This window comes from Methylobacterium ajmalii (assembly GCF_016613415.1).
GTDB lineage: Bacteria > Pseudomonadota > Alphaproteobacteria > Rhizobiales > Beijerinckiaceae > Methylobacterium > Methylobacterium ajmalii.
This window is the reverse complement of the sequence record NZ_JACWCT010000087.1, coordinates 48,537-66,100: the sequence shown is the minus strand read 5'-3', so window position 1 is coordinate 66,100 and position 17,564 is coordinate 48,537. Positions and strand designations below refer to the sequence as shown.

The window sequence follows — 17,564 nt, the reverse complement described above, 5'->3', positions numbered from 1 at the left end:
ATTTCTGTCAGCCGCCCCGCTGACAGGACCCCGCCCCGCCATGAACACATCCGTCGAAGCCGTCCGCGCCGCGCTCTCGATCCCTCAGCCGCCGCCCTTCTGCGGCCTGGAGTGGCGGCCGGACGGGCGCGTCTACGAGCCGAAGTCCGCCTACCGGTGGAGCGCGGTGAAGAACGAACTCTACGACCGGGCCGTGCTGGCGGCTCATCGCGGGATGAGCGCTCACGGCTTCGATCTCACGCGCGGACGGGTCGTCCTCGACCTGCCGTTCGGTGTGGACCTCGCCCTGCTGGAGCGGCGGTTCGGGCAATGGGAGAGGGTCGCTCGGGAGAACCTGGCGCGTCATGAGGCCTCCGCGGCGAAGCGTGCCGCGCTCCCGGCAACCGAGATCGCCCCTACGCAGGCGGCTCTGAAGGCCCTGCTGAGGGCTCACAGGTGGGCATTTCGGCGTCCCGATGACGCTGACCGATTCGCACAGGAAACCCGGCTCACGGCGGGTCAACTCCGCTTCGCACGGAGCCTCTTGAGCGACGCTGAGCACGTCGTCAGGAGGGTGGAGGAGCGCCTGGCGACGGAAGCCGGCGCCGAAGATCTCGCGCGGGCGCGGGACCCCGCGGTCCGCCGCGACGTGCTCGAAGCGTGCCGATGCCTTTCGTCTCTAGACGAGGACCGGGCGACCGACGCGAACGGTGCGGGATGGAGCCAGGCGACGTCGCTATGCGGGCACCGGCTTGCTGAAGAGCAGGCGCTCACGGCGCTGCAGGCTGCGCATGGGCTGAGGCTGGTCCATCGGCACCGGCGCCAGCTCCCGCTGGCCTTGCGTGAACGGCTGTACGGCTGGGAGCCTGCATTCCGGCCGGACCTCCCGCCGCCCCTGAAGCGGACGCCGTGACGCGTCACGGCCTGGATCCTTTCATCCTCCGGCAGCAGCATCTCTCTGCGGCACCCCGACCGCCTCGCCCTCCCTCGGAGACCTCCCGTGCTGACACCCGCCCAACGCCTCGCCGCCTTCCTCGCAGCTATCGTCGAAGCGATCGCTCGCTTCTTCCGCCGCCTCCTGGGGATCGCCGGCGAGGCGGGCTCCATGCTCGCCGCGGACGCCAAGACTGCCTGGAGCGGCGTGACCGCGGTCAACGACGGCGTCGGCGCCGCTCTGGACTTCGCCGTCGCGAAGCCCGGCCTTGCACTCGCTAGGGGCCTGGGCGGCGCGGCCCTGGCGACGGCCAAGGGCGTTGGCGCCGTCCTCGGAGCCGCCCTGCCGCAGCGGCCGGCAAGCCCCTCGCAGGTGGCCTCGCAGGTCGCGGCAGCGGACAGCGCCAGGACGCGCAACGACAGCCCAGCCTACTCGCCGCCCCCCTCCGCCGCTCGTCTGCAAGACCTGTCGTTGGCCGCTCTCGTGAGGCGCTACGCTGCAGATGGCCTCCGTAAGGGGGCCGCGATGAAGGTCGCTACGCTTCACGCGCAGAGGCCGCTCCCTCCCGAGGCAATGGCTTGGTTGGAGAGCCTGGACCAGCCGGCTCGGATGCGAGTGGCGATCGCCGCGCCCGACGCAATCGAGCGCCATCTCAGCGCTCGATCCCCCGCCGACCTCCTGCCGGGCGTGCCCCGCTGCCCGTCGCCGGTCGACGTGAAGGCGAGCCTAGCCGCCGCGAAGGCGGCATTCCGGGTCGAGCAGGCCGCGATCGCCGCCGGCACCGCGCCGGCCCCCGCCGAGCCGGCACCGCGCCCGGGGAGGAAGCCCTTCTCAGGCTTGGAGGACGTGGATCTCGGGGTCGTCGCATACTCGCGCTGAGATCGTCCTCCTGAAACGAGAAAGGGCCGCCGGATCTCCTCCGGCAGCCCTTTCTCGTTGGAGCCCCCCGTTAGATCAGGCCGGCCATCTTCGCATAGGCCAGGGCATCCTGCTCCAAACCGGCGATCTGTACCCTCGCAGCAGCGAGTTCCTGGCGCAGGCGAGCGTTCTCGGCATCAAGGGCGGCCGCGGCGTCGCACGCCTGCGCCTCGATCTCCCGGCTCTCCTCCAGGCGCATAGCGATATCCGCGACAGCGCAGATACCGTCTCGGCGGCGACGGGCCTCCCGCTCGCGGAAGTCCGCGATCGCGAACTGCAAGCCGGTGAAGATCTGCGCGCCCCGCGAGGCGACGTCGAACCCGATGTGTCCTACGTGCGACATGATGGCCTCCGGGTGGCGGTGAGTCCCCAAGATGGCCCTGGGCGCCCCGAGGCGGCAAGCCCCCGCGGCCGCAATCCCCAGGACACGGTGAACGAAGGGTTTCCGGGCGCCCTCCAGAAGGTGGTAACGAATTTCTCGATTTCGAAGGCGTCGGGATTCCTGCGATTTCCCAAGCTATTGCAACGGCTTGTTGTTCATTGGAACCATTCCAAATAGTAACTCACGGTGAGTGCAGGTCGCGTCGAGGGGAGTGCACGGCGAGTTCATGGGTGTGACGGGTCACGCTGAGATGGCGTGACGGGTCACCCTGGTGGCTTGCAACCGGCCGCACGATGCTCCCGGCACATCAGGAGGCCTCCATGACTGACACCACCGCTGCCCCCCGTCTCACCGGCGCCGCCAAGGCTTCGCGTCGGAAGGCCTGCGCCCGCAATCGCAAGCGCAAGCAGAGGGCCTCCGAGGCCAAGCGCGGCCGTCCCGATCTGACGGTCCTCGACAGGGCGATCGTGGACAGCCTGCGGGCGATTTTCCGGTCAGCGCCGGCGGGGGAGCGGTACTCGAAAGCGGTGCAGCCCGAGGGCCTCATCCTCGCTGTCGCCGGGCATCTCGTGAAGCGCTCGAAGCGAGACCAGGCAGCAGGGCGCAAGGTGGTCGTCTATCGGCGCGAGGAAGTCGCCGCGGCGATCGAAGACCGCCTGTTCTCGACGCCCCGAGCCCGTCGCGATGGCGCCCTGCCGGAGGCGTGACGCGTCACGCGGAGGCGCGTTGCAGACCCTAGGAGTAACGGGGGAAGCAACCTCGCACAGGCATTCCGATCGCTCAGGCCGGCTCCAGGATGATGCGAGCTTTCAGGCCGAGGGAGGCGGCGACGGCGAGTTGGCGATCGAGGTCCCAGTCGGCGATGTCCCCGCTGCGGAGGGCCGTCCTGACCTTGGGGGAAGCCATGCCGACGGGGTAGCGGCGGAGTGAGGGGGTCCGCTCGACCGCGCGGGAGAGAGCCTCGGGAGGGGCCGCATTCAGGGCTGGCAGCAGCTGGTCGGCGAGATTGGCTCTGCAAGCTTGGGCGGCTTGTGTTTGCGAAGCTAAAAGTGGTTAGCTTCGCACCAACAGCAGACCAGCAAATTTTTCTAATGCAATGTCCGCTCTCGATCTCACTGCGGCACCTCAGTACTAGTCGTGCATAGAACCCACAATGGCCTTCGGCAGGATTGGAATGACGCATCGCTTGCCATGCATCCGGCACACCGAAAGGGCCGTACGCGACCATACTTCACGGAGCGCTGCGTTGTACGAGCCAGTGTGATCCAATACGGAGTTTCGGAAGCGTCATGGCAAACGCCATAAGCAGGACGGCGGGTCGGTCTCGACGTTATAGTGCGGGCCTACTGGCCCCAGGCTTACAGTCCGCTCAAAGAACGCAACAGATTAAAGTGGTGTTTTCTGCAGCTGACCGATGCGAGTTGTCGGCGAGGCCGAACTTGGATCGGAACTATGGTAAAGCTTTCTAGGAGTGCTGCGTGGACGACAGTTCTGTACCAGTCGCGCGTTATGCTGGAGGTCCATGGACCTCGGACTTGCCGCAAGCCAGAGGCAATCACCCAATGTCGCTGTCCGGCAGGTTCTTGAGCGTCAGGCGTGCGACGGTGCCTAGAGTAAGGCCTTGCACGATGATGGTGAACAGGACCACCGCGTAGGTCGCGGCCAGCACGACGGACTTGGCGTCGCCCTCCGGCAACGACAGCGCCAGGGCGACGGAGATGCCGCCGCGCACTCCCGCCCAGGTTAGGAACGGCACGTTGCGGGGGCTGAGATGGCCGCCCCATCGGAAGGCCAGGAGCGGGGCCGATACCGCGACGAGGCGAGCTACGAGGACGATGGGCACGGCGCAGGCGGCGAGCACAAGCCCGCTCGCCGCGAAGCGCAGAACCAGCACCTCCAGGCCGATGAGCAGGAACAGAACCGAGTTCAGCACCTCGTCGATGAGCGTCCAGAGGGACTCGACATAGCTTTGCGTGCGCTCGCTCATCGCGTCGCGCGGTGCGCGGTCGCCCACTAGCAGCCCGGCGGCGACGACTGCGAGCGGGCCGCTGGCGTGCAGCTTCTGAGCGAGCGCGTAGGTGCCGGCGACCAGTGCCAGGGTGATCAGTACCTCAACGGGAAAGTCGTCGATGGCCCGCATGGCCCGGTAGGCGACGTAGCCGGTCACGACGCCGAGCAGCAGGCCGCCACCCGCCTCCTGAAGCAGGAGCTTGGCGACGCCGCTGGCGGTCGTCGCCTCTCCGCCGGAGCCGGCGGCGAATGCGACGAACACCGTGAAGAGCACGATGCCGATGCCGTCGTTGAACAGGGCCTCGCCCTGCATCTCGACCTCCAGGGCCTCGGGGACCCGCACGTTCTTGAGGGTGGCCAGCACCGCCACCGGGTCGGTCGGGCTGATCAGGGCGCCAAACACCAGCGCCCAGGCGAGGGGCAGAGGCTGGCCGAGGGCACTCGCCGCTAGCCAGAAGGCGCCGCCGACGATTGCGGTGGAGATGAAGGTGCCGACGAGCGCCAGCGTCGCCACGGCCCACGCCCGATCGCGCAGGGCTCCGAGGTCAAGGCTCATGGCACCGGCGAAGAGCAGGAAGGCCAGCATGCCGTCCATCACCACCTTGGTGAAGTCGACCTGCCCGAGCACACGGGTGAGGTCCTCGTAGAGGTGCTGCTCGGGGAAGGCCACGTCGAGGGCGACGAGGGCAAGCGAGGCGGCGAGGCCCATGACGAGCAGGCCGACGGAATGCGGCAGATGCAGCAGCTTCCGGTTAAGCCAACCAAACAAGGCCGAGAGCGTCAGCAGCAAGGCCGCGAGATCGAGGATGGAGATCACGGTCGTACCCCGATGAGGAGCGGCATCGTAGCCGCCGCGGGCGCGCGGGACTTCAGCGCATGTCCCGCGGCAGGTGCTTCAGGGGGTCTGTCCGGCCACCATTGTTCTTGCCCTGCACGGAGCCTTCGGACCGCATCACCTTCGTGGACGCCTGGATCGCGCTCGGAGGTGCCACTTGGCCGGTGGCCCGGTCGCGCGGCCCGCCATGGCCGCCAACCGTCGACGTACCGGGAGGCAGGGTCCCGGCGGTCGGCTGGTCGATGGCGCTGGCAGCCGACTGGGCCGCCGCCCGATCGACGGTGGCGGCCATCGCGCCAAGACCGGCGACGGCACAGATGAGGAGGGTGGCGATGCTCCGCATGCAGCGGGCACATCGGTGGTCGGTCATCGGTTCGCGATGCTCCCGGTCGGATGGCCGCGCGCCGGCCCGTCGTCCTGCAAGCCCCTTGGATGGCCTTGGTTCCTGGTCGGGCCCGACACCATCCGCACAAGCCATGTCGGGGCCGATAGCGGGCGACAATCCGAAGCGACTGCTGCATGGCGCCGCCAGTCGGTCCTGTCGCACCCGGACCATGGTCGAATTCTTCTGAACGTGAGCGAAGTTCGGGCGTTGCCGACCGCGATCCAACACGTCGAGCGGGCGCATCATGGTCGCATCACCCGAATGTTGGGCAAACCTGTCCAGGCCTGACCGAAGGAGCATCACCTTGCAGAAGACCATCCTCGCATCGGCGTTTCTCGCCGGCCTCGGCCTCGCCGCGTCCACCCTGCCGTCCGCGGCGCTGCCTGTGAGCGCCGCCGGCGTGGCGCCCACGGCCGGCATCAACGTCGTTCAGGTGCGCATGCACCGGCGCTCCCGGATGCGGCAGGGCTCCGCAAGCCGCGGGAATGCGGCCATGCCTTCGCGGGGCGCCCGCGGGCAGCAATACGGTGGGACGAGCGGCGGCCCGCGCCGCTGACCGCTTACGCGATCATCCCGCGGGCGCCCCTTGCCCCGCGGGTGACGACACGCCGCCGGCCGGCACGCCCGCCTCCGGCGGCTTTTTCATGGGACGGTGCCAGGCATGATCTTCGCGGAAGCGCTCGGACGCCTCGAAGGGCTGGGTCGGTCGGCAGCGGCGCTGCTGCCGGGGCTCGCCGTCGCTCTCGTCCTGTTCGGTCTCGGTCTTGTCGTCGCCCGCGTGGTGCGCGCTGCCGTGCGCCGGGCGGCCGCAATCCGTGACGCCTCGCCGGGTTCGGCCGCGGTCCTCGGGCGCATCGCCGGCGGCGTGACCATCCTCATCGCGTTCCTGGTGGCCGCCTCGGTCGCATTCCCATCGGTCTCGGCCGCCGACCTGTTCAACCTGCTCGGCATCGGCGGCGTCGCTATCGGCTTCGCCTTCCGCGACGTGCTGCAAAACCTGCTCGCCGGCATCCTGATCCTGCTCACGCGGCCCTTCGTCATCGGCGACCAGATCCGCGCTGGCTCGCACGAGGGCACGGTCGAGGATGTCTGGGTGCGCGCCACGGTGCTGCGCACCTACGATAACCAGCGGGTGCTGATCCCCAACGCCACCCTGTTCGTCGACAAGATCACGGTCATCACCGCGCACGAGAAGCGCCGCCTCGCCTTCCCGCTCACCATCGGCAACGGCGATGACATCCGCGAGGCGCGCCGGGTCATCGTCGAGGCGCTGAAGAGCACCGAGGGCGTACTGGCCGACCCACCACCCGAGGCCCTGGTCACGGGCCTGGGTGCGGCGGGCGTCGACATGACAGCGAGGCTGTGGATCGACCCGCCCCGGCGGCGCGACGCGGTCGATGCGCTCGACCACGCCATCGCCAACGTGAAGGATGCGCTCACCGCGGCCGGCATCGACCTGCCATACCCGACCAGCCAGGTGCTGTTCCATGACCAGACGGAGGAGACCGACGGCGACCGGGGCCGCCAGCGCGAGGGCTGGCCCGCCGGCCGTAATCCCTCGCGGGCGCGCTGGCAGATCACCACGGAGCGTGAAAAGGCCGACGAGGAGAAACGCGCGTGACGCCTCCCCTCAGTCGGCGCCCTCGTCGGGGATGGTGAGGCCGGTGTCGCTGGCCTCGCATTGTACAGTGTCCGTCTCGTGCTGCTGCAGACCGCAGGTCGAGCACGGGAAAGGCAAGTTGTAGGGCCGGAACGACACGTGGGCGAGGCGCAGGAACAGCATCACCCCGCAGACCATCACCACGACCGAGACGAGGCGGCCGCCGGTCCCCCGTGCAGGGCGACATCGCCGTAGCTGGTCGTCGTCAGCGACGTGACCGTGACGTCGTCAGGATGGGGCGACACGAGCAACGCAATTACCTCGCCCCACCTGCTGCGGGTTCCCTCCGCACCTCGACCGCGCAGGACGTAGAACGTCCCGGCGGCGAGGTGCGCGGCGATCCAGGTTACAGGCAGGACTACCATATGCATCAGGGCGCGATGACAACTGCGCCCACACTCCGAGCTGCTGGTCAATGACCTGGCGCGGCGAGCGCAGCACCCGGCTTATCGTGAGTGCCGAGGCGTTCGACCAAGGTCGCTGTCGCTTCATTCATGCCGATCACCTCCACCGGAATGCTGTGGTGGCGGAACTTGAGCACGACGCGATCCAGGGCGTTGATGCTGGTGATGTCCCAGAAATGAGCGGCTGAGAGGTCGATCACCACGCCCTGCAAATCCTCCTCGCGGAAGTCGAAGACGGAATGGAACGTCTCGGCCGTCGCAAAGAAAATCTGTCCTGTCACCTTGTATGTGCGCACCGCCCGCCCTTCGTCTCGCGAGGTGACGACGCCGAAGAACTTGGTGACCTTGTGGGCAAAGAACAGGCCGCTGAGGATCACCCCGAACAGCACGCCCTTGGCCAGGTCGTGGGTCTCGACGACGACCGCAACGGTGCCGATCATCACGAAACTTGACGATTTTGGGTGAGTGACCAACGTTCTGAGCGATTTTCATTGGAACGTATTGATCGAAACCATGATCATCACCGCGACCAGCGCTGCCATCGGGATCTGCGCCACGTAGGGGCCGAGCACCACGATCAGGAAAAGCAGGAACGCCCCCGCCCACAGCGTGGACAGGCGCCCCCGACCGCCGGACGAGACGTTGATGACCGATTGGCCGATCATCGCGCAGCCCGCCATGCCGCCTAGGAACCCGGAGGCGATGTTGGCGACCCCCTGGCCCGCACATTCGCGGTTCTTGTTCGAGGTCGTGTCGGTCATTTCGTCGACGATGGCCGCCGTCATCAGGCTTTCCAGCAGGCCGACCATGGTCAGGGTCAGCGATACCGGCAGGATGATCTGCAGGGTCTCCCAGGTGAACGGCACCTGCGGGAGGGCCACCCACGGCAGCTCGCTTGGCAGGGCGCCCATGTCGCCAACCTTGTGGATGCCGAGGCCGAGGTACATCGAGACTCCGGTCAGCAGGACGATCGTGACCAGCGGCGAGGGCACCGCCTTGGTCAGGTACGGCAGGCCGTAGATGATGCCGAGGCCGACTGCCGTCATCAGGTAGACGGCGGGCCCCTGTCCGATCAGCTCGGGCATCTGCGCCAGGAAGATCAGGATCGCCAGTGCATTGACGAAGCCGGTCACGACTGAGCGCGAGACGAAGCGCATCAGGTTGCCGAGCTGCAAGGCTCCGGCGGCGATCTGCAGGAGGCCGGTGAGGATGGTGGCAGCGAACAGGTAGCCGACGCCGTGATCCTTCACGAGGCCGACCATTAGGAGCGCCATTGCGCCGGTAGCGGCCGAAATCATCGCCGGGCGCCCGCCCGCGAAGGCGGTAATCACGGCGATGCAGAACGAGGCGTAGAGCCCGACCTTGGGATCGACGCCGGCGATGATGGAAAATGCGATGGCCTCGGGAATGAGGGCCAGGGCGACAACGGTGCCCGCCAGCAGCTCGCGCGTGACGTTCGGAGCCCATTCGCTCCGGAGATGGACCAAATCCATGGGGATGGAGAACTTTCTTCGTCCCAGGCGCGAGGGTTCAGCGCGTGGGGCTCGCAACAGGGCGGGTCGGCCTCGTCTGAGGACCGCGACACAGAGCCGATGATTGCGTTGTCCGGCGGATCGGCGGCCGGAAGAGCCACCCGGATTTTCACCGGGTCCAGTTTTGTATGCCGACACTACCCGTAGGCTCGTTGCGGCGCAATATGCTGCGGGCGTGTATCTGGTCATGGCGTCGCGAGTGCTCGCATGCCTCCAAAGCGGCGGCCAAGACAAGCCGAAAGCCGAGGGTAACGGCAAGCAACACTCGCACGCGAACCCCTGTCCGGTCAGGGGTGTCGTTAAAGGCTGAAGGTAGTGCATCCCTACCTCCCCACCGCACATCCTCGAACACGCGATCCATTCCTGGTCGGCCTACCTGGTCCCGCCGGTCTTCGGCTTCGCCAATGCGGGTGTGTCGCTCGTCGGGTTCACTCCGCCCCTGCTGCTCGATCCGGTGACGCTCGGGTTGGCGTTCGGCCTGCTCGCCTCCGCGGACGCGCCGACCCGGGAAGCCGAGGTCGAGATCGGCGTAACCGTCGGCTCGGTCGCTTGCATGATCGCCGGGGCGCTCGGGCTCCTGGTCGCCGCCCCAGGGCAACGCCGCGCGCGGCCGGTCCCGGCCTGAGCCGGGCGGCCTGGGAAAGGGAGGCGGCCGGCGCGTGTTGACCCTCGACGCTTCGCCAGACCTCCCGTGAGCCGGACCCGTTCATGCCCCTCGACACCACCACCCTCTCGCTGACGGACATCCTCTTGCGTCTCGGCGCGGCCACGGCATGCGGCCTGGCGCTCGGGTTCGAGCGGGAGCGCAAGGGCAAGGATGCCGGCATCCGCACGCTTGCGCTCGTCGCCCTGAGCTCCGCGGTCATCACCACCTCGGCGCTGAGCCTCTACGCCGACGTGCAGGCCCGCGGCGGCGACGCCGATCCTCTGCGCGTCATCCAGGGGTTGGCCCAGGCCATCGGCTTCATCGCCGCCGGCACGATCTTCGTCGCCAAGGGCGACGCCGAGCGGACCGTCCGGAACCTCACGACGGCGGCCAGCGTCTGGCTCGCGGCCTCGGCCGGCATCGTGGCCGGCGCGGCGCAGTTCATGCTGCTCGCCGCGGCGATGGGTTTCGGGCTGGCCATCCTGGTGGTGATCACGGCGCTTAAACGGTTTGGTGTTGCGCGGGGAGAAGCGGAGGAGTGAGTGCGATGTCTGAAGACGGGATGGAGCCACCCGCTCGAGCGCGAGCGGCGGAACGAGGGGATCGCCGGTGAGGGCGAGGGTACGGGCCTGGATCGAGTTCCTGGGCGACCAGTTCTGGCTGCGGCCGGCGCTGGTCGTGCTCGCCTGCATCGGCCTGGCGCAGGCCGCGATCTGGCTGGAGACCGCCCGCATCGCCGGCTACGACCCGTCCTCCCCGGATGCGAACTGGGGCTGGGCCGGCGGCGCCGAGGGGGCTCGGGCGCTTCTCAGCGCGGTGGCATCGTCCACCATCGGCGTGGCGGGCACCACCTTCTCCATCACCATCGCGGCACTGACCCTGGCCTCGAACCAGATGGGGCCGCGGCTTCTGCGCAACTTCGTGCGCGACGCCCGCAACCAACTCGTGCTCGGCGCTTTCCTCGGCACCTTCGCCTACGCGCTGATGGTGCTGCGCACGGTGCGCACCGTCCAGGAGGAAACCTTCGTCCCGCACCTCGCCATCTCGGGCGCCGTGCTGCTGGCGCTGGTCTGCCTCGGGACGCTGGTCTGGTTCGTCCACCACGTCGCCACCAGCATCAACGTCGAGACGGTGGTCGACGCCGTCCATCGCGACCTCTGCAAGGCGGTCGAGGCGCGGACCCTCGACGAGGCCGACATCCAGCCGCCGGTGGGGACGCCGCGCGGCGCCCCGGTCGCGCCGGCGGAGGGCGGATACCTGCAGGCGGTCGATACGGAGGGGCTCGCCGACTGGGCCCACGAGCATCGCGTCGTCCTCGCCCTGCGGGTGAGGCCGGGCGACTTCGTGCCGAGGGGATTTCCCGTCGTCGTGCCATCCGCGGGCGTCGAGGGAACCGCCGACGCGGTGGCCCGCTCGCTCACCTTCGGACGCCGCCCGGCGGCGCTGCAGGACCTAGAATACTCGGTGCGGCAGCTCGTCGAGATCGCGGTGCGTGCGCTGTCGCCCGGCATCAACGACCCGATGACGGCGGGGAGCGTGCTCGACCATCTGGGGGACGCCCTGTGCCGCATCGCCCCGCGCCACCTGCCCACGGGCGCCGTCGCCCGCGAGGGTCGCGTCGTGCTCGTCCATCCGGTGACCGATTACGACGGCCTGTGCGACGCGATGTTCCACATGATCCGCCAGAACGCCGCCGGGTCGGTGCACGTGCTCGCCCGGATGCTCGACGTGCTGGCCCGGGTCGCGGAGGTCGAGCGGCTGACCTCGCGTCTCGCGGAACTCGGACGCCATGCCGACCTCGTGCTCGCCGCCGCGCGGCGGGACGTCTCCGACCCAAGCGACCTCGCCGACCTGGAGGAGCGGCACGCCCGCTTCGTCCGGGTGCGCGCCGGGACCGGACCGGGCTGATCCCCAGGTCCAGAACGACGCTCGCTGCGGCCCTCGCTGGGCGGGGTGCCGGGGGGCCGACCCCGGCGCCGCCAGGGAATGAGGGTATCGCTACCGCAAGGCGAGCGCGTCGAACCAGCCATGCGCGGCGCCGTAGCGGATGATCTCGGCCCGGGTCTTCAGCCCGAGCTTCTCGGCGGCCCGCGCCTTGTAGGTCTCGACCGACTTCACGCTAACGTCGATGCGCCGCGCGATCTCCTTGTTGCTGAACCCTTGTGCGATCAGCCGCAAGGTCTCGGTCTCGCGCGGGCTCAATGGCTCGCGCCCCTCCGCCATGCCCGGGCGCCCGTCCGCCCCGCAGGGCTCCGCCAGGGCGTGGCCGGCGATCGAGGGGTCGAGGTAGACGCCCCCGGAGGCCACGGCCCGGACCGCGCGCAGCAGGTCGTCCGCCGCGGAGCGCTTGAGCAGGTAGCCCCGCGCCCCGGCCTTCATCAGCGGCTGCACGTAGGCGGCGTCCTCGTGGACCGTCAGCACCAGCACCCGGGTCCCCGGGCACTCGCCCGTCACCCGCTCGGTCAGTTCGAGACCGTTCAGGCCGGGCATCGAGACGTCGACCACGGCGATGTCGGGCGCGACGGCACGGATCATCGGCAGCGCCTCGCCGCCATCGGTGGCCTCGCCGACGAGCTCGATTTCGGGGTCGGCGTTCAGGAGCGCCCGTATGCCCGCGAGGACCACGGGATGGTCGTCGGCCAGGACGACGCGGATACGGTCCATGATGGCTTCTCCCGTGCGTCAGGCGGCCGGCGCCACCGGGATGCGGACGAACAGCGTCGTGCCGACGCCCGAGGACGTTTCCAGGGTGAGCGTGCCACCCAGCAGGGTCAAACGCTCGCGGATGCCCGAAAGGCCCAGCCGCGGCTCGACGGACTTGCGCCCGTCGGGCGGAGCGGGGCCGGAGGCGGGCTCGCAGCCGACGCCGTCATCCTCGATGATCACCTGGACCTCGTCCGGGCGGTGGTCGAGGCAGACGCTGACGGTGGCCGCCCGCGCGTGCTTCAGCACATTGGTGAGCGCCTCCTGCACGATCCGGTAGATCGCGCTCTCGACGGCCGCCGGCAGGCGCGAGGCCTCGCCGATGAATTCCAGGTCGGGCCGGATGCCGTGGCGCTGGCCCCACTCGCCCAGGAGCGTCGCCAGCGCCTCGCGCAGGCCCAGGTCGTCGAGGGCGGTCGGGCGCAGGTCGATGGCGGCGCGGTGGATGTCGCGCCCGACCTCGCCGGCGAGCCGCTGCAGCCACGCAATCTGCCGTTTGGCCTCGGTCGAGGTCCCGTCCGAGGTGAGCATCCGTTCAAGCCCCTTGAGGCCGAGCGACAGCCCGGTCACCGTCTGCCCGACCTGGTCGTGCAGCTCGCGGGCGATCCGGCGCTGCTCGTTCTCCTGCGCCTCGCCGAGGCGGCGCAGCAGGTCGAGGCGCTCCGCCTCGGCGCGCTTGCGCGGCCCGACATCCGAGACGACGCCGTAGACGAGGTCGGCGGGGTCGTCCTTCCGAAGCCGGGGCGCACGTCCGGTCAGGCGCACCCACCGCGGCTCCGGGCTCCGTTGCGAGACCCGGAACTCCACGTCGAGGGGCATGCCCTCGGCGAGGCTTCGCCGCAGTTCCGTGACCAACCGCTCGCGGTCGGCGGCGTCGACCGCCAACAGGGCGATGTCGGCATCCGCCGTCATCTCGCGCCCCTCCGGCACCTCCGCCTCCCAGCCCAGGAGTTCGGCGGCGCGCCGGGAGGCCGTCACGGTCTCCTCCACCGTATCCCATCGCAAGGTGCCAAGTTCCGCCGCCTCGGCGGCGACCGCGCCCTGCTCCTCGCTCGACCGCAGGGCGAGGGCGAAGCGCGCCTGCTCGCCCGCCCGGCGCTGGGCCATGTCGCGGCCGACGAGGCCGACCAGCGCGAGGCCGAGGCCGATGCTGAGCACGCTGCCGCCGGCCAGCACGAGGTAGGAACGCGAGACCGGCGCGTTCAGCGTGGCGGCCGGCAGGCCGAAATGCACTGACCAGCCGCCCGTCTCCGTCAGCGTGCGGTAGACGACCTCGACGTCCGGTCCCTCCAAGGTGGAACCGGTGTAGAAGCCCTGTGGCGCCCGCCGGATGGCGGCCCGCAGGGCGGCGTTGGCCGGGTGGCCGAGTTCCTCCGCCTCGGCCCGGGTGCGGGCGATGGTGTTGCCCTGCGCGTCGACGATGGTCCCGACCCAGCCCTCCGGCGCGCCCGCATCGCGGAGGATCGAGCTGACCGCGTTCGTCGCGAGGCCGACCGAGAGGACGTGGCGGAGCGTTCCGTCGCGGACGACCGGGACCCGCAGCGCGACTAGGCGCTTGCCCGAGATCCGCCCGACCGGTCCGATCCCGCCGACCACCGGCCGCTTCGTCCGTACCACCGCGTCGAAGCTCACGCGGTCGGCGGTGGGGCCGAGCTCGTCGTCAAGGGAGCGGAGCAGGTTGACGACCTGGGCCCCGTCGGGGCCGGCGAGCTCGACGGTCTCCCAGAGCGGGTGCTCCTGCCTCAGACGCTCGGCCTCGGCGTAGAAGGCAGCGAGGTCCGGCCGGTCCAGGCTGGCCGAGGCAGCCTCGGCGCGGAGGACCGCGACCTGGGTCGCGATGTCGGAGGCGACGCGCTCGGCGACGCGGGCCGCGCTCGCCACCGCGGCGCTGCGGGTCAGCCCGCGCTGCTGCTGCGCCATGAGCGTCGCTACCCAGCCGCTGAGGAGCAGCACCGGGATGGCGGCCGCCACCGCGAGCGCGACGACTGTGCGTCCGTTTCCACGATGGATCTCGGGGCGGCCGGCGTCGCCGTCGTCAAGCCTTGGGATCATGCAGGGGCTATCGGGTAGGCTCGTTCGCGGCGGTCGTCCCGGCCGACGAGGCCGGTCTTTCCGCGTGCGGACCATCGGCCGAGATCGCCGCATCCTGCAAGGGCGCCCCGGTCGAGGGCGCCTGGACAGTCTCGGGGTCGGTCGGTACGCCCGGGCCAGTCAAGGCCTGCCCATCGCCGAGCAGGCGCCGGCCCGACGCGATGACCTGGAGGATCTGGCGGTCGCCCCCTGCGGCCATCGCAGTCCGCTGCAGGTGCCGCAGCCGTTCGATGAGGTTCGGCGGTGCCGCCGCAGGGTCCTGCAGGCCCGCCTCGACCAGGGTGGTCACCACCCGTTCCAGGCGTCCGAAGGCCCGGCCGTCGACACAGTGGGTTCGCTTGCGTCCCATCGCCCTCTCCGTTGCCGTCCAGACCGGCGCCGAAGCCCCGCAGGCTCGAGGGCGACGTCCGCGATCTAGATCGAGGTCGGGTTGGCCGCCGCGTCCCGGGTCGTGCGGCTCCGGGACGCGACGGCCGGATGGGTGACCCGCTCGGCGAAATCCCACGTCGAACCGTCGTAGCCCTCGTACCAGGCCCGGCGCTCGCGGGAATCCAACGGGTAGTTGCAGGCATCCCGCGGGCGCCCGAGGGCCCTGGCGCGGGAGCCCTGCTTGATGATGTCCATGATCATCGCCACTCTTTCCGCTGTCTCGATGTTGATGACGCAGTTCAGAGTAGCGTCCGGATCCTGGCAGGCGACAAGAGGTTTCGCCGAGCCTCGCCGTTCTCACCGACGCCTGTCAGGTTCACCCCGACAGCGTCTGCGCACGGGAGTGCTTGAGCGTGGCTCCGCGGGCACGGAGCCACGCGCGACGGATCAGGTGTTTCGGTTGTACTTGAACTCGGGCGCGTTCTTGAGGGCGTCCTTATCGGTGTCGACCATCGCCTTGAGCTTGCCGTCCGCCTTGTGCAAGAAGATCGACGAGGGGTCGACCACCACGTAGCGCTCGCCCATGCCGAGGAAGCCGCCGACGCTGACGACGACGCCGGTGACCGTCTTGCCGTTGTCGATGACGAGATCCTCGATCTCCCCGACGGTTTCGTTCTTGTTGTTGTAGAGGTTCTTGCCGACGAGCCTGGACGAGGTCACCTCGGCCGGCTTGGCGGTGACGAATTTGATCTTGGCGGTCGCGGTGTCAGCCATGGTCATGCCGCCTGCGTTGCCGGCCGGGGCCGGCATCGCGGCGCCGGCCGGCGGCGGCGTCATCGGTGTGGTCTGGGCACCGGCGGGCGGCTGCGCCGCCTTGTCCTGGGCGAGCGCGGGGCCGGCGAGCAGGGCAGCAGCGAGGGTGGTCGCGAGAAGCGTCTTCATGGGTTCGCCTCGGTCAGGTGGGAAGGGAGGTCCCGGCGGGATGGGACCGCCAGGATCCGGGTGCGGGTCCGATGGACGAAGGAACTCAGTAGCCGCAGCTGCAGGCGGGCTGGCCATAGCCGTACCCATAGCCCACCGGGGCGTAGCGGTAGCCGTATCCGTAGCCGCCGTAATAGGCAGGCCTGGCTGCGGCCGCGGCGAGGCCGAGACCGAGGCCGGCCGCCAGCCCGAGGCCGCGATGGCCGCGGCGGTACCCGTAGCCGTAGCGTCCGTAGGGGCGCCCATAGCCGTACCGGGCCCGCGAGAGGCCGTAGCGGCGGTACCCGCCGAAGCGCCGGGTTTGGGGGCGCAAGCCGATCGAATGGTGACCACGGAAACCGTGGCGGAGCCCGCCGTGATGGCCGCCGAAGCCGCCATGGTGGAAGCCGTGCCCATGGCCGCGCCCGAAGGGCCGGGCCTCGCTCGCTGACGAGAACAGCATCAGGCTCGATGCGGCCGCGAGGGCCAGTGCGAGACGTTTCATCGGTTTCAACTCCGTGATGGTGGTGGCTGACCCTTGCGGGCCACGACCGTGACGGGTTCGACGAGGTGGCCTGTGGCTTTTGGCCCGCGGGTCGCAGGGTCCTCTCGCGCCGGCCCCTGCAGCGACCGGGCTCGGTGCCTCGGTCTCCCCGCTCACCGAGTGATCTGTGGCGCCGGGGATGGAGGCGCAGTCGGAGAAGACCGCAATCCTGTCGGGACAAACCTGACACGCCCCTGGACGCGCCTTCGCGGGCGGCTTGCGCCGGCCGAGTTGGTTTACGAAAGCTTAGGCTCGAACCTCCGACCCTTGCTGCGCCAAGGCACGGGCGGCGGTTCCCGGTCCGCCTCAGCCACCGAGACGGGAGAGCGACATGAAGAAGGCCATCGTTCGAACGGCGCGGTTCGCCTGGGGCGGCTGGGCGGGGCCAGGCCCCGTGGCCGGAACGGCCGACGCATCGGGCCCCACCCTCCCGACGGACGGGTCAATCGAGGATTGGGCACGCCTCGGCGGCGGCCTGGCCTCGACCCATCCCGATCTCCTGTCCGGGCATGGCGGCATCGTCACTGATGAGTACGCCACCGGATGTCCCGGTCATGTCGTGCCGCCATCACCCTGACGCCGGCTCGGTCTCGTCGGTCCTGCAGGCCCCGTCGACATGTCGACGATGGCGGCGCTGGCCGAGCGCACTGCCGCGGCCCGGCAACGACAACCGGCATGGTGCCATCGCTTGGCTCCTTTGGGCTGCGGGCGGGGTCGGGCTGTGTCTGGCCCTTGTCCTTGGCGTTGCCGCCGTCGCCGGGTCCTGAACCCGGCGGTCCGTGCGAACCAATTGCGGGGCGCAAACCCACAGGTCCCGGAGCGGACCGCACCAGGGCAATCCTTCGTGACCCATTTCACGCTTCGCAAAGGCCGCTGGAGACAGCTCGCCTTCGGGCCTCGCCCCGGCTCGCCACGGACCTCCGACGTGGTCCTGGCGATCGTCGCGATGTCCTCCCTAGCCGGTCTGTGCCTGCTGGCGGCGGCAAACGTGGTCGGCTACGGGGCCGTGATGCACGGGTGACCGGCATGGTCACCCACGGGCCGTCCCAGAGCCGTATGACGCGTCACATCGGCCTGTACCCGATCCAAGGTCCGGCGGGTTGTCCCTCGAACGGGACCACCGGCAACGAGGAGCCGATCCATGCTCGACACGACCCGTAGGGCCACCGTCTACCGTAAGCGGAGCGTTCAGGCCACGGCTTTGAGGTCTTG

The 17,564-nt window shown here is 69.6% G+C and carries 18 protein-coding genes, 3 pseudogenes and 1 other annotated feature; of the genes and pseudogenes, 9 read left to right on the top strand and 12 right to left on the bottom strand.

Going from position 1 to position 17,564, the window contains the following annotated elements; translation table 11 throughout:
* Positions 1 to 40 precede the first annotated feature (40 nt).
* Both HPY23_RS16630 and HPY23_RS16625 read left to right on the top strand, forming a co-directional pair.
* Positions 41 to 892: a hypothetical protein gene (locus HPY23_RS16630; protein ID WP_200601436.1), complete on the top strand. Its 852-nt coding sequence runs from the start codon at positions 41 to 43 to the stop codon at positions 890 to 892.
* An 87-nt stretch (positions 893 to 979) separates the two neighbouring features.
* Entirely contained in the window at positions 980 to 1,792 is an 813-nt protein-coding gene (locus HPY23_RS16625; RefSeq protein WP_200601437.1) for a hypothetical protein, read from the top strand.
* Positions 1,793 to 1,862: 70 nt separating this feature from the next.
* Here HPY23_RS16625 and HPY23_RS16620 read toward each other — a convergent pair whose 3' ends face one another.
* Positions 1,863 to 2,174 (bottom strand): hypothetical protein, encoded by a 312-nt coding sequence (locus HPY23_RS16620; RefSeq protein ID WP_200601438.1) that lies wholly within the window; start codon positions 2,172 to 2,174, stop codon positions 1,863 to 1,865.
* A 359-nt stretch (positions 2,175 to 2,533) separates the two neighbouring features.
* Between HPY23_RS16620 and HPY23_RS16615 the strand changes: the two genes are divergently transcribed.
* Positions 2,534 to 2,920 (top strand): hypothetical protein, encoded by a 387-nt coding sequence (locus tag HPY23_RS16615; protein ID WP_200601439.1) that lies wholly within the window; start codon positions 2,534 to 2,536, stop codon positions 2,918 to 2,920.
* A gap of 73 nt (positions 2,921 to 2,993) precedes the next feature.
* Here HPY23_RS16615 and HPY23_RS33610 read toward each other — a convergent pair whose 3' ends face one another.
* The 3 genes from HPY23_RS33610 to HPY23_RS33145 all read right to left on the bottom strand — a co-directional run bounded on the left by HPY23_RS33610 (position 2,994) and on the right by HPY23_RS33145 (position 5,761).
* Positions 2,994 to 3,119 (bottom strand): hypothetical protein, encoded by a 126-nt coding sequence (locus tag HPY23_RS33610; RefSeq protein WP_268926631.1) that lies wholly within the window; start codon positions 3,117 to 3,119, stop codon positions 2,994 to 2,996.
* Positions 3,120 to 3,768: 649 nt separating this feature from the next.
* The gene (locus HPY23_RS16610) at positions 3,769 to 5,040 is read right to left on the bottom strand and encodes a cation:proton antiporter (RefSeq protein WP_200601440.1); all 1,272 of its coding nucleotides are present in this window, start codon (positions 5,038 to 5,040) and stop codon (positions 3,769 to 3,771) included.
* A 52-nt stretch (positions 5,041 to 5,092) separates the two neighbouring features.
* Positions 5,093 to 5,761, bottom strand: coding sequence for a hypothetical protein (locus HPY23_RS33145; protein WP_236012446.1), 669 nt, complete (start codon positions 5,759 to 5,761; stop codon positions 5,093 to 5,095).
* Here HPY23_RS33145 and HPY23_RS16600 point away from each other — a divergent pair.
* Entirely contained in the window at positions 5,748 to 5,999 is a 252-nt protein-coding gene (locus tag HPY23_RS16600) for a hypothetical protein (protein ID WP_200601441.1), read from the top strand. The genes HPY23_RS33145 and HPY23_RS16600 overlap by 14 nt on opposite strands.
* 237 nt (positions 6,000 to 6,236) lie before the next feature.
* On the top strand, positions 6,237 to 7,064 hold the full coding sequence (locus tag HPY23_RS16595) for a mechanosensitive ion channel domain-containing protein (RefSeq protein ID WP_200601442.1): 828 nt from the start codon (positions 6,237 to 6,239) through the stop codon (positions 7,062 to 7,064).
* Positions 7,065 to 7,073: 9 nt separating this feature from the next.
* Here the strand turns inward: HPY23_RS16595 and HPY23_RS16590 are convergent.
* Both HPY23_RS16590 and HPY23_RS16585 read right to left on the bottom strand, forming a co-directional pair.
* Positions 7,074 to 7,324: pseudogene (locus HPY23_RS16590) on the bottom strand (ion channel); the annotation flags it as partial.
* Positions 7,325 to 7,515: 191 nt separating this feature from the next.
* Positions 7,516 to 9,000, bottom strand: a pseudogene (locus HPY23_RS16585) (SulP family inorganic anion transporter).
* Positions 9,001 to 9,106: 106 nt separating this feature from the next.
* Positions 9,107 to 9,162 (bottom strand) — a sequence feature (sul1 is cis-regulatory element that is thought to sense ions involved in sulfur or methionine metabolism; They are found in Alphaproteobacteria).
* 199 nt (positions 9,163 to 9,361) lie between these two features.
* Between HPY23_RS16585 and HPY23_RS16580 the strand changes: the two are divergent.
* The 3 genes and pseudogenes from HPY23_RS16580 to HPY23_RS16570 all read left to right on the top strand — a co-directional run.
* A pseudogene (locus tag HPY23_RS16580) lies at positions 9,362 to 9,664 on the top strand (Na+/H+ antiporter NhaA); the annotation flags it as partial.
* A gap of 83 nt (positions 9,665 to 9,747) precedes the next feature.
* Positions 9,748 to 10,227 carry an MgtC/SapB family protein gene (locus tag HPY23_RS16575; protein ID WP_200601443.1) on the top strand — a complete coding sequence of 160 codons (480 nt, stop codon included), beginning with the start codon at positions 9,748 to 9,750 and terminating at the stop codon, positions 10,225 to 10,227.
* A gap of 67 nt (positions 10,228 to 10,294) precedes the next feature.
* Positions 10,295 to 11,593 carry a DUF2254 domain-containing protein gene (locus HPY23_RS16570; protein ID WP_200601444.1) on the top strand — a complete coding sequence of 433 codons (1,299 nt, stop codon included), beginning with the start codon at positions 10,295 to 10,297 and terminating at the stop codon, positions 11,591 to 11,593.
* A gap of 90 nt (positions 11,594 to 11,683) precedes the next feature.
* Here the strand turns inward: HPY23_RS16570 and HPY23_RS16565 are convergent, their stop codons facing one another.
* The 6 genes from HPY23_RS16565 to HPY23_RS16540 all read right to left on the bottom strand — a co-directional run bounded on the left by HPY23_RS16565 (position 11,684) and on the right by HPY23_RS16540 (position 16,313).
* Positions 11,684 to 12,349, bottom strand: coding sequence for a response regulator transcription factor (locus HPY23_RS16565; RefSeq protein ID WP_200601445.1), 666 nt, complete (start codon positions 12,347 to 12,349; stop codon positions 11,684 to 11,686).
* 18 nt (positions 12,350 to 12,367) lie between these two features.
* Positions 12,368 to 14,440 carry a sensor histidine kinase gene (locus HPY23_RS16560; RefSeq protein ID WP_200601446.1) on the bottom strand — a complete coding sequence of 691 codons (2,073 nt, stop codon included), beginning with the start codon at positions 14,438 to 14,440 and terminating at the stop codon, positions 12,368 to 12,370.
* Positions 14,441 to 14,447: 7 nt separating this feature from the next.
* On the bottom strand, positions 14,448 to 14,828 hold the full coding sequence (locus HPY23_RS16555; RefSeq protein ID WP_200601447.1) for a hypothetical protein: 381 nt from the start codon (positions 14,826 to 14,828) through the stop codon (positions 14,448 to 14,450).
* 65 nt (positions 14,829 to 14,893) lie between these two features.
* Positions 14,894 to 15,109: a hypothetical protein gene (locus tag HPY23_RS16550; protein ID WP_060850927.1), complete on the bottom strand. Its 216-nt coding sequence runs from the start codon at positions 15,107 to 15,109 to the stop codon at positions 14,894 to 14,896.
* A 186-nt stretch (positions 15,110 to 15,295) separates the two neighbouring features.
* Entirely contained in the window at positions 15,296 to 15,790 is a 495-nt protein-coding gene (locus HPY23_RS16545) for a PRC-barrel domain-containing protein (protein ID WP_200601448.1), read from the bottom strand.
* An 85-nt stretch (positions 15,791 to 15,875) separates the two neighbouring features.
* Positions 15,876 to 16,313: a hypothetical protein gene (locus HPY23_RS16540; RefSeq protein ID WP_200601449.1), complete on the bottom strand. Its 438-nt coding sequence runs from the start codon at positions 16,311 to 16,313 to the stop codon at positions 15,876 to 15,878.
* Positions 16,314 to 16,683: 370 nt separating this feature from the next.
* Between HPY23_RS16540 and HPY23_RS16535 the strand changes: the two genes are divergently transcribed.
* The gene (locus HPY23_RS16535; protein ID WP_060850609.1) at positions 16,684 to 16,929 is read left to right on the top strand and encodes a hypothetical protein; all 246 of its coding nucleotides are present in this window, start codon (positions 16,684 to 16,686) and stop codon (positions 16,927 to 16,929) included.
* Positions 16,930 to 17,564: the final 635 nt, after the last annotated feature.